The sequence below is a fragment of the Achromobacter pulmonis genome (assembly GCF_021733725.1).
In the GTDB taxonomy this organism is placed as follows: Bacteria; Pseudomonadota; Gammaproteobacteria; order Burkholderiales; family Burkholderiaceae_B; genus Achromobacter; species Achromobacter pulmonis.
The window spans coordinates 862,742-876,537 of sequence record NZ_JAIFOT010000001.1; the positions used below are offsets into that span (position 1 = coordinate 862,742).

Annotated in this window: 10 protein-coding genes; 7 read left to right on the forward strand and 3 right to left on the reverse strand. The window is 68.3% G+C overall.

The window, feature by feature from the left end; genetic code table 11:
* Positions 1-5: 5 nt before the first annotated feature.
* Positions 6-2,966 (reverse strand): type VI secretion system Vgr family protein, encoded by a 2,961-nt coding sequence (locus K2W61_RS03905; RefSeq protein ID WP_236755088.1) that lies wholly within the window; start codon positions 2,964-2,966, stop codon positions 6-8.
* Positions 2,967-3,022: 56 nt separating this feature from the next.
* Positions 3,023-3,901, reverse strand: a complete 879-nt coding sequence (locus K2W61_RS03910; RefSeq protein WP_236755089.1) for a hypothetical protein — start codon at positions 3,899-3,901, stop codon at positions 3,023-3,025.
* A gap of 192 nt (positions 3,902-4,093) precedes the next feature.
* Between K2W61_RS03910 and K2W61_RS03915 the strand changes: the two genes are divergently transcribed.
* The 5 genes from K2W61_RS03915 to K2W61_RS03935 all read left to right on the forward strand — a co-directional run bounded on the left by K2W61_RS03915 (position 4,094) and on the right by K2W61_RS03935 (position 11,913).
* Positions 4,094-4,945: a M15 family metallopeptidase gene (locus tag K2W61_RS03915; RefSeq protein ID WP_236755090.1), complete on the forward strand. Its 852-nt coding sequence runs from the start codon at positions 4,094-4,096 to the stop codon at positions 4,943-4,945.
* On the forward strand, positions 4,945-6,306 hold the full coding sequence (locus K2W61_RS03920) for a hypothetical protein (protein ID WP_236755091.1): 1,362 nt from the start codon (positions 4,945-4,947) through the stop codon (positions 6,304-6,306). Before K2W61_RS03915 ends, K2W61_RS03920 begins: the two co-directional genes overlap by 1 nt.
* A gap of 64 nt (positions 6,307-6,370) precedes the next feature.
* Positions 6,371-10,135: a type VI secretion system membrane subunit TssM gene (gene tssM, locus K2W61_RS03925; RefSeq protein WP_236756944.1), complete on the forward strand. Its 3,765-nt coding sequence runs from the start codon at positions 6,371-6,373 to the stop codon at positions 10,133-10,135.
* Complete coding sequence (gene tagF / locus K2W61_RS03930; protein WP_236755092.1) at positions 10,132-11,115, forward strand: type VI secretion system-associated protein TagF; 984 nt, start codon at positions 10,132-10,134, stop codon at positions 11,113-11,115. Before tssM ends, tagF begins: the two co-directional genes overlap by 4 nt.
* 3 nt (positions 11,116-11,118) lie before the next feature.
* The gene (locus K2W61_RS03935; RefSeq protein ID WP_236755093.1) at positions 11,119-11,913 is read left to right on the forward strand and encodes an OmpA family protein; all 795 of its coding nucleotides are present in this window, start codon (positions 11,119-11,121) and stop codon (positions 11,911-11,913) included.
* 74 nt (positions 11,914-11,987) lie between these two features.
* Here K2W61_RS03935 and tssA read toward each other — a convergent pair whose 3' ends face one another.
* Positions 11,988-13,109 carry a type VI secretion system protein TssA gene (tssA, locus tag K2W61_RS03940; RefSeq protein ID WP_175134815.1) on the reverse strand — a complete coding sequence of 374 codons (1,122 nt, stop codon included), beginning with the start codon at positions 13,107-13,109 and terminating at the stop codon, positions 11,988-11,990.
* Positions 13,110-13,240: 131 nt separating this feature from the next.
* Between tssA and K2W61_RS03945 the strand changes: the two genes are divergently transcribed.
* Together K2W61_RS03945 and K2W61_RS03950 are read left to right on the forward strand one after the other, a co-directional pair.
* The gene (locus K2W61_RS03945; RefSeq protein WP_236755094.1) at positions 13,241-13,495 is read left to right on the forward strand and encodes a hypothetical protein; all 255 of its coding nucleotides are present in this window, start codon (positions 13,241-13,243) and stop codon (positions 13,493-13,495) included.
* Between the two features lie 20 nt (positions 13,496-13,515).
* Positions 13,516-13,785 carry a PAAR domain-containing protein gene (locus tag K2W61_RS03950; protein ID WP_175134814.1) on the forward strand — a complete coding sequence of 90 codons (270 nt, stop codon included), beginning with the start codon at positions 13,516-13,518 and terminating at the stop codon, positions 13,783-13,785.
* Positions 13,786-13,796: the final 11 nt, after the last annotated feature.

Below are 13,796 nucleotides of genomic sequence, written 5' to 3' on the forward strand. Positions count from 1 at the left end.
CGCCGTCACGCCTTGTCGGTGATGGACTGCACGCTTTCCTGGGCGTCCAGAATGCAGGTCTTGCAGACGGTGAACTGCGGGAACGGATAGGGCATCTGCGTCGGCCCGGCGAATTGCTTGTTGCCGGTCTTGACGTCAATGCGGCCCGGCGCCGTCACGGTGATGTTGCCGCCTTCGATCACGATGCTGGCGCCCGCCGCGTTCGCGATGCGGATGCGCTGGGGCGAGGCGTACTCGATGCCGGCATTGGCGCTGACCATGCGCAGGTCCTGCCGCGCCTGCACCGTCAACACGTCATGTTGCGAAATGACGTCCACCTCGCCAGTACCGGCGATGAGATCCAGGCCGGATTCCGCACCGCCCTTCTGCACCCCCGCCACGATGCCCAACGCCTGGCCCGTATGCACGCGCAACGCGCCGATGACGGCCAGGTTGTGGTCCCGCCCCGATGACCAGTGCACCAGTTCGCCAGCCGCGACCTGCACGTTGCGCCCCGCCGCCTGCGTCAGGCCCGCGCGGCCGGCCATCAACACCAAGGGATCAGTCAGGTGCGGCACCTTACCTTCGGCCGCCTCAGTGTGCTTGGCCGACACATCGCCGACCGCGCCGCCAATCGCCTCGCCCGCCACGGTGCCCGATACCGCATGCGTCATGGCGGCCAGCGGCGGGCGTTCGCCATCCAGCCGGCTCGCGCCCGCCGCGGCAGTGCCGCGCGCCGAAGCCAGCCGCACGCCTTGGTGCGCGCCGATCACCCCGTCGAACGACTGCGCCATGATGTCGGCCTGCCCAGCCAACGCCAGCGGCGCCGCCGCGTCGCCCGCAGGCTCGCTGCCGCCGGCGGCATACGTGGTGAGCAGCACGCCGCCCCCGCCACGCACGGCGCCAAACGCGTCGGTGCGCAGCTCCGCGCCCACGCCGCGCACATTGCCGCGATAGTTGCCGCTCTGGTGGATCAGGTGCCCCAGATTCAATTCGCTAGCCGCCTGCGTGGACTTGATCTGCATGCGCAGCTGGCCATCGCTGTCGTCGAACACGATCTGGTTGTAGCCGTCGCCGCCGAATTCCTTGCTCTTGAAACCGCTCAGGGCGGCCGCGTTGCGATGCTGATCGTCGCCGCCCGCCGCGCCATGCCACGCAGGCGCATTGCCGCTGGCCAGGTTGGCCTGCGCGCTCGGTTTGCCATCGGAAGCGGCCGCGTACACCTCGGCATTCATCGGCTCGCCCGCCCTGCCGCCAGGCGTGGACGGAATGCCGCCTTCGCCGCGCCCGTTGTAGAGCGCGCCGACGACCAGCGGCTGGTCGATGTCTTCATCCAGGAATCGAACCAGCACCTCCTGGCCGATGCGCGGCACGAAGCTCATTCCCATGCCCGCGCCCGCCTGGCGCTGCGCCACCCGCACCCAGCGGCTATTCGCCAAACCCTCGCCTGTGGATTGCCAATGGAAACGCACCCGCACATCGCCCCGCGCATTGCGATGGATCTCGTCTTCACCGCTGGCCTCGGTAGCGCCTTCGGCATTGGTGACGATGGCCGTGTGGACGCCAACGGCGGAAGGCGCGCCCGCCAGCCTTGCGCCACGCGCGGCCACTGGCAAGGCGCGCCACGGCCGGTCGCAGCGCAGCGCGCGAAAGCGGTTGGCGTAGCCGACTTCATGCGCGCGCGCCAGCACCGCCGCGTCGGGGCGTTGCGCATCGAACGCGGCCTCGTCCCGGTCTGGCGAGCGCGACTGGCCAAGCCCGTCGTCCAGTTCGACCAGGGCTCCAGCTCCCGCGTCCGGATCGTCTCCGGCGCCGGCCTCGAAATCCGCGCCGCGGGCATGTTCATCGTCAAAGCAGAGAAAGTCGTCCAGCGCGCCCAACCGGTCAGCCAGGCTGGCATCGTTCTGCCCGGGCAGATTGTTGACGCCCACGTGTTCCACGCGGTCCAGCGCGAACACCGGCTCAAAGCCCGGCTCGCCCGCCGGGCCCAGCGGCGACATCTCGCGCAGCGTAAACCGCGTGCCCGAACGGAAAGTGCGCACATTGCCGCGCCCGATGAAGGTCTCGGCGTGGGCCTGCGTCGCCTGCATCAGCAGGTTGGCCTGGAACTGGGCATGCGCCTGGTTCAGCAGCCCGCCCTGCCCCAACGGCTCAAACCATTCCAGCCCCGCGCGCTCGTCATCGGCGCCGCTGGCGGGGCCGGCCAGCGCCTGCCCGGTGATGGCGTACTTGCCGGTCTCATGCCAGGCCAGCAGCGTCACCCGCTCCACGCTCCGGCGCCGCCGGCGCGCGATGGCCTGCACGCCATCGCGCGATTCGCTCGCATGGGCGCGCTGGAACCGCACGCCCCCGCCCGCCGACTCGGCGTCCTCGCCCAGAACGCGACTGTCGGCAAAGATCAACACGGCGTGACGCGCCGGGGCGCTATCGTCCTCGACCGTGGTCCAGCCCAGCCCGGCTTCCGCGAGCAGACGCGACAGGAAGGCGTAATCGGTTTCACGATACTGCGTGGTGTAGGCGCGCGCGGGCAGTCCGGCCAGGTGGCCCTCGACGTCTGGAGACACTTTGTAGGTGTAGCCCTCGTAGCCGTCCAGCACGTGGCGCACGATATCGAGCACGGACTGCTTCTCATAGATGCGGCTGTCGCGCCGCTGCGTGGCCAGCCACAGCCATGGCGCCAGCGTCAGGCGATAGCGCGCCATGCCCGCGTTGCCGCCCAGCATTTCGGCCGCGCGCACCACGCCGCTGCGGCCGGCCTCGCTGCCGTCGGCGCGTGTGGTCCACAGGGTGGCGGGCCGCGACACCATGTCATTCAGATCCAGCGTGGCGTCCTCGGCCAGCGCCACCACGCGCATCTCGCCGAGCGTGGACAGCCCTTCGCGCGCCACCCAGCCTTCGACCTGCAGGGCCGACAGCGCGCCCTCGCCATCGAGGCGGTAGAGGCGGGACTCGGCGCTGAAACCGGCGTTGCTAGCGTTGACAGCCATGGAACGAAAACCTCGTGCGGACGTGGGCGATGCCGGCCGCTGCGGCCGGAAAGAATTCAGGGTTCGATGTTGGCTTGCGGCGTCGGGCATTCCACCGCGGTGCCCCACTGGCCCGCGCACACGCGCAGGCGGCATTGCTCGCTCTCGATGAAACTCAATCGGCGGCATTCCTTCAGCCGCTCGGACAAGGGCGAACCCGGCATCTCGCGTATGAAGATGCCATCCGATTTATAGACGCGCGTTCCTGGTGGCGATGCGGGCGGCAGGCCATAGCTCATCAACGCCGACAATAGCGCGGCATCGGTATCGGCGGGCTTTGCGTTCTTGCGCGGCGCGGCGGCGGGCTTGGCCGCGCGCGGCGCATTCGCCGATTGCGCGCCCTGGCTCGCGGCCTGGCGCGTGGGCCCGGGCGCCGGCGCCGCGGCGGCCGGCGGCGTCATCGCCAGCACGGACAGCGGATTGGTCGGCGCGCCTGGCGGCTCGGGCTCACCGCGCCCCAGATTCTCATCGCGCGCGGGCGGCGCCTCGTCAATGATGGACGCCACCGCGGGCGGCGCTTCCAGGGCGCTAAGCGGATTATTGCCGGTGGGTGCTGCCGAAAGCGATGCCCGCGGCAATGAAGCGCCGGCGGCCGCTGTGGGCACGGTGCCGGACACGGCGGCGGGCGCCTGCGCCACCATGGGCGCCGCGCCTTCGTCGTGGATCACCCACGCGATGCCGCCCGCCAGCAAAGCCAGCACCAACGCCAGCGCGGTCCAACGCCGCGCGCGCGAGCCATGCGGCGTTGCCATGTGTTTGACCTCGGCTTCCGGCGCGCGTCCTTCCAGCGCGGCCAGGATGCGCGATGAGTCGGCCTCGCCACGCGCGGCCGGTGAAGCGCTGAGCAGACTCGGCGCGGTCATCGTAGGGCGAGCTTTTTCTTTCTCTTCTGCCATGCGGATTCCCGTGTCAGCAGGAGGCGTGTGCAGCCCCCCTGTAACCAAGCCCGACGAGAATACCCGATAGGCTTATCTCGATCATTGCTCCTTGTTACGATTCCTAAGGGTCGGACGCTGTTTGCAACGCCGGATCGCTTGCCTCATGCGCGAATAGAACAAAAGATTACGCCTTCACATGAGGGACCTACCTTGCTGTTACTGCTGCCTCTGTATTTTTTGCTGGCGGTGGGCGTATCCGCTCTCCTGTTTTTCCCCGCTCTGCGCCAAGGCGCGGCCCGGGGTGTGCGCGCGTGCGTAGCAGGCGTGGCACGGGGCGCAACGCGCAGCGCGAGCCAGGTCGGTGACGCCGTGGGCGGCACGGCCGGCGCTGTTGGCAGGGGGGTCGGCGCGTCGCTGGAGTGGGTACGACGCTATCGCTGGCAGGTGCTGATCGGGCTGGCAGTTGTGTCGCTTCCGTCACTTTTTGCTTTCGTCATGCGACACAATCACACATTCGTTTACAGCACCCAGACCACCGGTCCGGACCGCCGGATCCAGGCCTTGCTGGAAGGCGAACGGCTCGCGCCGCCCCCTGCCCTGCCACCCGAAGCCTTCACCACGCGCGAGGTCGAACTGGTGCGTCCGAAGCTGGCTGGCGCGAGCCGCAACTGGGACCTGCTGGACGCCGATTTCCGTCAACGGCTGCTGTTGGCCTACCGCATCATGCGTGAGCAGCACGGCTACGAAATGGCCCTGATCGAAGGCTACCGCAGCCCCGAACGGCAGGAAGAACTGGCGGGCCTGGGATCGCATGTGACGAACGCCGGCGCCTTCCAGAGCTACCACCAGTTTGGCCTGGCCGCGGACAGCGCGTTCTATCGCGATGGCAAGATCGTGATCTCCGAAAAGGATCCCTGGGCCATGCGTGGCTATGAACTGTTCGGCCAGACGGCCGAGCTGGTTGGCCTGACCTGGGGCGGCCGCTGGAAGATGATGGACTTCGGCCATGTGGAACTGCGCCGGCCGGGCGTCATGCAACGTGCGCGGGAGGCCGCGCAATAATGCTCCGCCTGCTCAAAAAAGGACTGATCGTCCTGGCCCTGTTCGCCGTGGTGTGGCTGGCCGTCATCATCTGGTGGCAAGAGTCGCGCACGCTGCCCACCGGCGTGGACATCGGGCTGTACCTGTTCGCGTTGCCGCTAGCGCTCCTGGCCGCATTCTGGCTCGGTGCGCGCCTGGTGCGCGCGGCCCGCGCCCCCCGGGCCGCACCCGCAACGGCCGAGGCCGCGTCGCCGGCCAACGCGCCGCCGCCCGCCGCCGAGTTGCGCCTCATCGCCGTCGCCGCGCGCGCCGCGGTGGGCGCCGACACTGCCGCCATCGCCACGGCGCTGGCCGAACAGAAGCGTCCAGAGCTGGACGCCGAACTCAAAACACCGCAGGGCTTTCCGATCTTCGCCGCGCGCGTGCCCGGCATGGACGATATGGAACTGTACGCCGCCGCGCGGGAACAGGGCGCGCCCGCCGACGCCCTGGCCACGGCCACGCTGCGAGCCACGGCGCTGCTGGCCGAGGTCGCGCGCGCGCTGACCCAAGAGGCGCATGCGCGCGTCACGGATCTGGATGTGCCGGCGCGCGAGGCAGATTGGCCGTTGCTGCGCTTCGAGGTGCTGCTGCCGGCGCACTGGTCCGACGCGGCGCGGCAACGCGCGCTCGCGGCGGTGCGCGCGGCCGCCGGGGTCTGGCCCGACGCCCGTATCCGCGCCGCCGGCCACCCGGCGCGCGACACCATGGCCGCCGAGCAGTTGTTGCGCCAGCTTGCCGCCGAGCCGGGCGATGCCCAGGCCGAGCCGCAATGGTGCATCGTGCTGGCCGGCGATGGCTATCTCGACGCCGAGCAGGTCGCCAGTTGGGACGCCTCGTCGGCGCTATTGACGCACGCCAATCCGCAGGGGCGCGTGCCAGGCGAAGCCGCCGCCGGCCTGCTGCTGGCGCCCGCCGGGACCCAGGCCGAACTGCAGCTCACGCTGTCGCCGGTACTGCCACGGCAGAAGCCGGCCGACGCGCGGGGCGCCCAGGCCGAAGCGCCCCTGACGGACCTGGCGCGCGACCTGCTGCAGGCCGCCCGTGTCGCGCCCGACAGCATCGCCCATATTCTCAGCGATGCCGATCACCGCGGCAGCCGTCCCCTGGAACCGTTGAGCGTGGCCACGCAGTTGTTTGCCCATCTGGATGGCGGCAAAGACTGCCAGGCCCTCGGCGTGGCCTGTGGCCACACGGGCGCGGCGGCCTCGCTGCTGACGCTGGCCGTGGCCGGCGAAACCTGCATGCAGTTGGACCAACCCGTGCTCACCCTTACCCTGCAAGACCCCGCATTGCGCGCCGCGGCGCTGGTCTCCCGACCTGCCGCCAGCGCGACCGCCTGACCCCAAAACAAAAGCGAAAACCATGCGTAGCCCATCAGGATTGCTTTCTCGATTTTCCAGCGCCATGAGCGACTTCCGCTACTGGAGCGGACGCGTGTTCGCCAACCCGCGCACCTTCATGCTGATCGGACTGGTCGCGCTGATCGTGTTCCTGTTCCTGTTCGCCGACACCATGCAGATCGCCATGACCTGGGCCGGCCTGGTGCTGGGCGTGCTGCTGTGCCTGTGGCTCTGCGCCTACCTCTGGCGCCGGCGCCGCGCGCGGCGCGCCAACCAGAAGCTGGGCGACATGCTGGAGCAGCAGGTGCAGACCGGCGCCGCCGCCAGCCCCGCCGCCAACCGCAGCGAAATCGACGCGCTGCGCGCGCGCCTGACACAGGCCGTGCGCACCATCAAGACCTCCAAGATCGGCCAGACGTCGGGCAACGAAGCGCTGTACGAGCTGCCCTGGTACATCGTCATCGGCAATCCCGCGGCGGGCAAGAGCAGCGCCGTCATCAATTCGGGCCTGCAATTTCCCTTCGCCGACAAGAATGGCGCCGCCGTGCGGGGCGTGGGCGGCACCCGCAACTGCGATTGGTTCTTCACCACGGAGGGCATCCTGCTGGACACGGCCGGCCGCTATTCGGTGCACGAAGAAGACCGCAACGAGTGGATGAGCTTTCTGGACCTGCTCAAGCGGCACCGCCCCAAGGCGCCGATTAACGGCATCATCGTGGCGGCCAGTATCAGCGAGCTGACGGATGCCGGCCCGGAATTCGCCATCAACCTGGCCAAGAACCTGCGCCAGCGCGTGCAGGAATTGACCGACAGGCTGGAAGTGTTCGCCCCGGTATACGTGATCTTCACGAAAGCGGACCTGATCGCGGGATTCTCCGAATTCTTCGCCGATGCCGACGCGCGCGAGCGCGACCGCGTCTGGGGCGCAACGCTTCCGTACGGCGCCGACGAAAGCCGCGATGTGCTGACGCTGTTTGACGAGCGCTTCGATGAACTCTACGAAGGCCTGAAGGAAATGGGCACGGCGCAGATCTCGCTGCGCCGCAACGGCGCCCTGCCGCCAGGGCTGCTGACCTTTCCGCTGGAATTCGCCGGCATCAAGCCGGCATTGCGTACCTTCCTATCGACGCTGTTCGAAACCAATCCGTTCCAGTACAAGCCGGTGTTCCGCGGCTTCTACTTCACCAGCGCCTTGCAGGAAGGCGCCTCGCGCAGCACCTCCACCGACAAGCTCGCCGAGCGCTTCGCGTTGCGCCCGGCCTCGCGTGAAGCCGCGCGCAGCGTCGCCTCGCACAATGGATTTTTCCTGCGCGACCTGTTCTCCAGCGTGATCTTCGCCGACAAGAAACTGGTTCGGCAGCACGCCAGCCCGAACAAGGTCCGCATGCGCTACCTGGCGTTTTCCGGCCTGGTGCTGACGCTGGGACTGGTGCTGGGCGGCTGGAGCTGGTCCTATCTGGGCAACCGGCAACTGGCCAGCAATGTGCAGGCCGACCTGGACAAGGTGGTGCGCCTGCAAAGCGAGCGCACCGACCTGCAGAGCCGGCTGGAAGCCATGGAGATCCTTCAGGACCGCATCGAGCAATTGGACCGTTATTCCAACAGCCGGCCGTTGTCGCTCGGGTTGGGCCTGTACCAGGGCGACGTGCTCAAGCAGCGCCTGCTGGCCGAGTATTACAACGGCCTGCGCCAGTTCATGCTGGTGCCGGTCAAAGCCAGCCTGGAGGATTACCTGGGCCGTGTCGACGTGTCGCAGGCGGCGGCCGCCGGCGCGGCTCGCCCGACGCCGCCCCAGGCTCAGCCGGTACGCGACAATGCCGGCGACACCCTGTTCCAGGATGCCTCGCCCACGGACGTCGACGACGCCTACAACGCGCTCAAGACCTATCTGATGATGGCCAATCGCGAGCACGTGGACCCCACTCATCTGTCCGACCAGATCACCCGCTTCTGGCGCGGATGGCTGGAGACCAATCGCGGCGCCATGCCGCGCGACCAGCTGATCCGCAGCGCGGAGCGCCTGATCTCGTTCTACGTGGCGCGCGCGGCCGATGCCGACTGGCCCCAGATCGAAACCAATCTGGCCCTGGTCGAGCGCACGCGCGGCAACCTGCGCAGCGTGATGCAGGGCATGCCGGCGCGCGAACGCGCCTATGCCACGCTCAAGGCGCGCGCGGCCACGCGCTTCCCCGCCATGACCGTCGCCCGCATCCTGGGCGAGGCCGATGCCGCCGTGGTCGCGGGCAGCTATGCGGTGCCGGGCACGTTCACGCGCGAAGCCTGGGAACAATACATCGAGCCGGCAATCGGCGAAGCCGCGCGCCGCGAAGTCCAAACCAGCGACTGGGTGCTGGGGGTGAACGCGCGCGACGACCTCACGCTGGAAGGCAGCCCCGAGCAGATCCAGAAAAGCCTGGCGACGATGTACAAGACCGAGTACGCGCAGGAATGGCAAAAGATGCTGCGCGGCGTCACCATCAAGCCCTTCACCAGCTTCGAGCAGGCGGTGCAAGGTATGAATCGCCTGGGCGACCCGCAGAACTCGCCGCTGGTCAAGCTGATCAACACCACCTATGAACAGACGTCGTGGGACAACCCGTCGCTGATCAATACCGGCATTGCGCAGGCCCAGACCGGCGTGGTCGCCTGGTTCAAGCGCGTGATCCTGCGCCAGGGCCAGCCGAAGCCGGCCGCGGTGGCGCCCGGCGGTGAACAGATCCCGATGGGCCCGGTGGGCCGCGAGTTCTCCGACGTGGCGCGCCTGGTGGTCACGCGCGACAACCAGTCGCTGCTGGGCAACTACATGAACGCGTTGTCCAAGATCCGCACCCGTTTCAACCTGATCAACAACCAGGGCGACCCGGGGCCGGGCGCGTTGCTGCTGATGCGCCAGACGCTGGAAGGCAAGGACTCGGAACTGGCCGATGCGCTCAAGCTGGTGGACGAGCAGATGCTTGCCGGCCTGACGCCGGCGCAGCGCGAGACGCTGCGCCCGCTGCTGGTGCGCCCACTGATCCAGGGCTACGCCGTCGCCATGCAGCCCGCGCAGGTCGAACTGAACAAGGTATGGAATGCCCAGGTCTACCAGGGCTTCATGCAGAACCTGGCCGAAAAGTACCCGTTCTCGACCAAGGCGGGCATCGAGGCCAGCAGCGAGGAGATCGCCCAGGTCTTCGGCCCGCAGGGCAGCATCGCCAGGTATGTCAATGAAACCCTGGGGCCGCTGACGGTGCGCCGGGGCGACATCCTGACCGCCCGCACCTGGGGCGACATGGGCATCGACCTGCAACCGTCCTTCACCGCCAATTTCGCGCAGTGGGTCGCCCCGCTGTCGGGCGGCGCGGCCGGATCGGGCGCGGCCAGCCAGCCGCAGACACTGTTCCAGATCCAGCCCAAGCCGGCCAGCGGCGTCACCGAGTACACGATCGAGATCGACGGCCAGCAGCTGCGCTACCGCAACACGCCTCCGCAATGGGTCAACTTCATCTGGCCCAACGCGCAGGGCGCGCCGGGCGCGCGCATTACGGCCACCGCCTTCGACGGCACCGTGGTCGAAATCGTCAACGAACCAGGCCGTTTCGGCCTGGAGCGCCTGATCTCCGGCGCCCAACGCAAGCCCAACCCGGATGGCAGTTTCGAGATGAGCTGGACCCGATCCAACATCACGGTGCCGGTCAGGCTGCGCATCATCAGCAATGCCCAAGCGGCCAGCGCCGGCGGCACCGAGCCGGGCAGCCAGGGCCTGCGCAACCTGCGCCTGCCCGCCACGGTCGCGGGCGTGTCCCCTCAACCCTCCGTCGCCCCGACGCCTGCCGGAGCGCAGCAATGAGCCATCCGCAGTCCCCCATGTTCCGTACGGCCTACTTCGGCAAGATTCCGTCGCGTGGCGACTTCGTCAAGAACACCTCGCATCCGCAGCTGATGGCGACGCTGGATGCCTGGGTCGCGAACACCATGGAGATCCTGGCCCAGGACCCGCACTGGAAAACGCTGTACGACGAGGCGCAGCCGGTGCCCTTCGCGGTGCTGGGCTCGCGCGGCAAGCTGGCCATCGCAGGCCACTTGCAGCCCAGCCGGGACCAATCCGGGCGGCGCTTCCCGTTCATCAGCGCGACCTCGGTGGAAGTGTCGCGTCCGCTCGACTTCATCGCGCGCAGCCCGCTGGCCTTCAGCCGCATGTGGAACCGCATGGGCAGCGCCGCCGCGCAACTCATGCAGGAAGGCGACCCCGCCGCCGCGCTGCAGACGCTGAACGATCTGGAAGGCGAGATCCGCACCGCCGCCGACGACGGCTTCGACGCCTTCATCGATTTGCAGACAATCGAGCGCGTGCAGGCGATGCTGCGCGGCAACGGCCATGCCGCCAGCATGCACGACATCGTGCTGGCCCTGGGCATCCTGTTGGCGCCGGTCATGTCCAGCGGCTCGTCGCAACTGGACACCGGCCTGGCGCTGCCGCTGCCCGACGACCCGCTCTATATCAACCTGGTGGCGACGTACTGGATGACGCTGATCGCGCCGTTTCTCAACCGCGCCGACTTCGAGATCGCCATGTTCATCGGACAGATCGCGGGCAAGCACCGGCTGGTGGTGGGCTTTCGCGGCGCATCGCCGCAGACGCTGGCAACCCTGCTGTCGACGCCGCAGGCCTTGGCGCAGCATTACATCGTGCTGGAGGATGCCCCCTGGGTGCGTGACCATGTCAGCGCCAGCCACGGCCTGGCCAAGCTATCGAGCTATCTGGATCAACCGCGGCTCTCCCTGCGCCAGGCGCTGGAGACCTTCCGCGAAGTTTTTATCGGAGCCTAGGACATGCGCATAATTTCACTGCTCCTGGCCATCGCCTGCGCCGGCCCGCTCTATGCCCAGGACGCGGCCACGGTGGTGCCCGCCAACGTCATTCCCCAACCCGGCCAGGTCGTCGCCAGTGGCGCGGTGCCCGACGAGGCCACCAAGGCCGACGTGCTGCAACGGCTGCAGAAAGTGTATGGCGTGGGCAATGTGATCGACCGCATCGATGTCGGCGGCGTGGTCGCGCCGCCGAACTGGTCGCAGCACGTGGGCAAGCTGCTCGACAGCCCCCTCAAGCAGATCAATCGCGGCCAACTGGAAATCGACGGCACCCAGATCCGGCTACGTGGCGAGGTGGACAACGAAGCCTCGCGCCAGCGCATCGCCAGCACTTTCGCGACCGCGCTCAACCCCACCTACAAGATCGTCAACGGCCTGCGCGTATCGGCCGGCAAGGACGAGCAGGACGTGCTGGACAACCTGCTGAGCAACCGGGTGGTGGAATTTGAGACCGGCAGCGCCCGCTTGACCGCGCGCGGGCGCGAGTTGCTGGACCGCGTGGCCGACGCCGTGCCGAAGCTGCGCGCCGACAAGATCCAGATCATCGGCCACACCGACAGTTCCGGCAGCCGCAGCACCAACCTGGCGTTGAGCCAGGCGCGCGCCGACGCGGTGCGGGACTACCTGGCGGACAAAGGGCTGCCGGTCTCGCGCTTCGAAGCGGTGGGCGTCGGCCCGGACCAACCGGTGGCCACCAATGCCACGCCGGAAGGCCGCGCCAAGAACCGGCGCATCGAGTTCCGCGCGGCGCGCTGAGCCCCCCGGGACCGCCCCCCGGCGCCGCCGGGGCCGGGAGCGGGCTGACCCGCCCGCCTGGCCGGCCAGGCGCCTCAGTTGCCCTCGCCGGCCTTCTTGATGCCGAGCAGTTCTTCCAGGCCCGACAAGGTCTCGTCGTTCTTGACCACCGTGCGCAACCACAGGTGCAAGGACATTTCACCCCAACTCGCCGCCTTGTCGGCCAGATAGGCCACCGGACTGTGCGGCTCGGTGCGGCGGAAGAAATCCGCCACTTCGCGCAGCTGCGCCAGCGCCTGCTCACGGGTCTGGATCGGGCCGCGCGCGGCGGCCGGCGGCGCGCCATGGGCTGGCGCATCGGCAACAGGAAAATGATCGGCGGCGGGCAAGGTGGGCTCCACACGAACGGGAACGGCGGGCGCGGAAGGCGCGGACGGCGGCGCCAGGTCGGCACGCACCAGCAGGCCGGCGTCGCGCGCGAACCGATGCGCCAGTTCCGTCACATTGCGCAGCGACTCGCGCACCCGGGAGAACGCCGGGCTGTCTTCGCCCAGCCGCTCATCCAGCGTGCGCTCCAATTGCGCGAGCGCCTGCGCGCATCCCTCGAGCTGCGTGTCCAGCTCGGAATAGAACGATGGCGGCGTATCGCGCCGCGCGGCATCGAAACGGTCCAGCGTGAGCTTGCCGCGCGTCAGTTCGTTGGCATTGTCCGGCGTGCGCTTGACGGCATTGGCCAGTTGGCTCGCCGCCTCCCACAGCACCGCGCCGTAGCGCGCGCCATCGGCCTGGGTCAGCGGAATCTCGCCGATGAGTTGCTGCGAGCGCGACAGCAGCCACGCCAGATTGCCGACGCGCTGCTGCACATCGCCATCTTCCGGCACGGGATGCAGCCCGTCCCAGTAATCGCGGCACAGGCCGTCGATCAGCACATAACCATCGCGCAGACCCGCGAACCCGCGCGTCTTGGCCCAGGCCTCGGCAAGCCACGACGCAATGCGTATGTCCTTGCTGCGCTCACGCAGCACCGTGGAGCAAATACGCATCACCTCCGGCCAGTCGGCCTCTTTCAGGTCGATGACCCAATCCCCCTGGTCGAGCTGGGGATCATCGTGCCGGCGGGCCTCGCGGATCGCGTCGAATTCGGGCGAAAACACCAGATCGACGCCGCATGGCGCGTCACCGGGTATCGGTTGCAGCAAAGCGTGGATGTCAGTCATAGGCGCAAGTCGGTGAATAGGCGCAAATCATCCCACAACGGCTTACGTATAACGTTCAAAGATGACACGTCCTATTACAAGGCGCATCACGATGCTTCGCTATGATCTGCGCACCTACCCAAGGAGCATTCATGACGACCAAATCGATCCGTATGCTGCCCGACGGGCGCTTCATCGCAGGCACCCCGCGCCGCGCGCCCGATGGCACCATCGTCGGTGGCGACGGGCCCATCACCCGCGCGCCGGATGGCACCTATGTGGCCGGTACGCCGCAGCGCGCGCCGGACGGCAGCTACAAGGGCGGCGGCGGGCCTGTGCGCATGGCGCCCGACGGCACCTTCGTGGCCGGCCCGGCGCGGCTGGCGCCCGACGGCACGTATCTGTAAACAAATATCTCTCGCGCAACATGTCCCAACGCCCTGTCATCCGCAAAGGCGATAAGACGTCGCACGGCGGCGTGGTCGTGACCGGCGATGAAACCGTCGTCATCTTCGGCCAGCCCATGGCCCGTCTTGGCGACCGTGTCACCTGCCCCAAGTGCGGCGGCACGCACACCATTGTTGAAGGCGTGCAGAACGTTGCCTCGGACCGCATGACCGCGCTGGAAGGCATGCGCACGTCCTGCGGCGCCACCCTGATCGCCAGCCAGCATTTCTATCAGCTGGAATACGGCTGAGCACGCGCCGG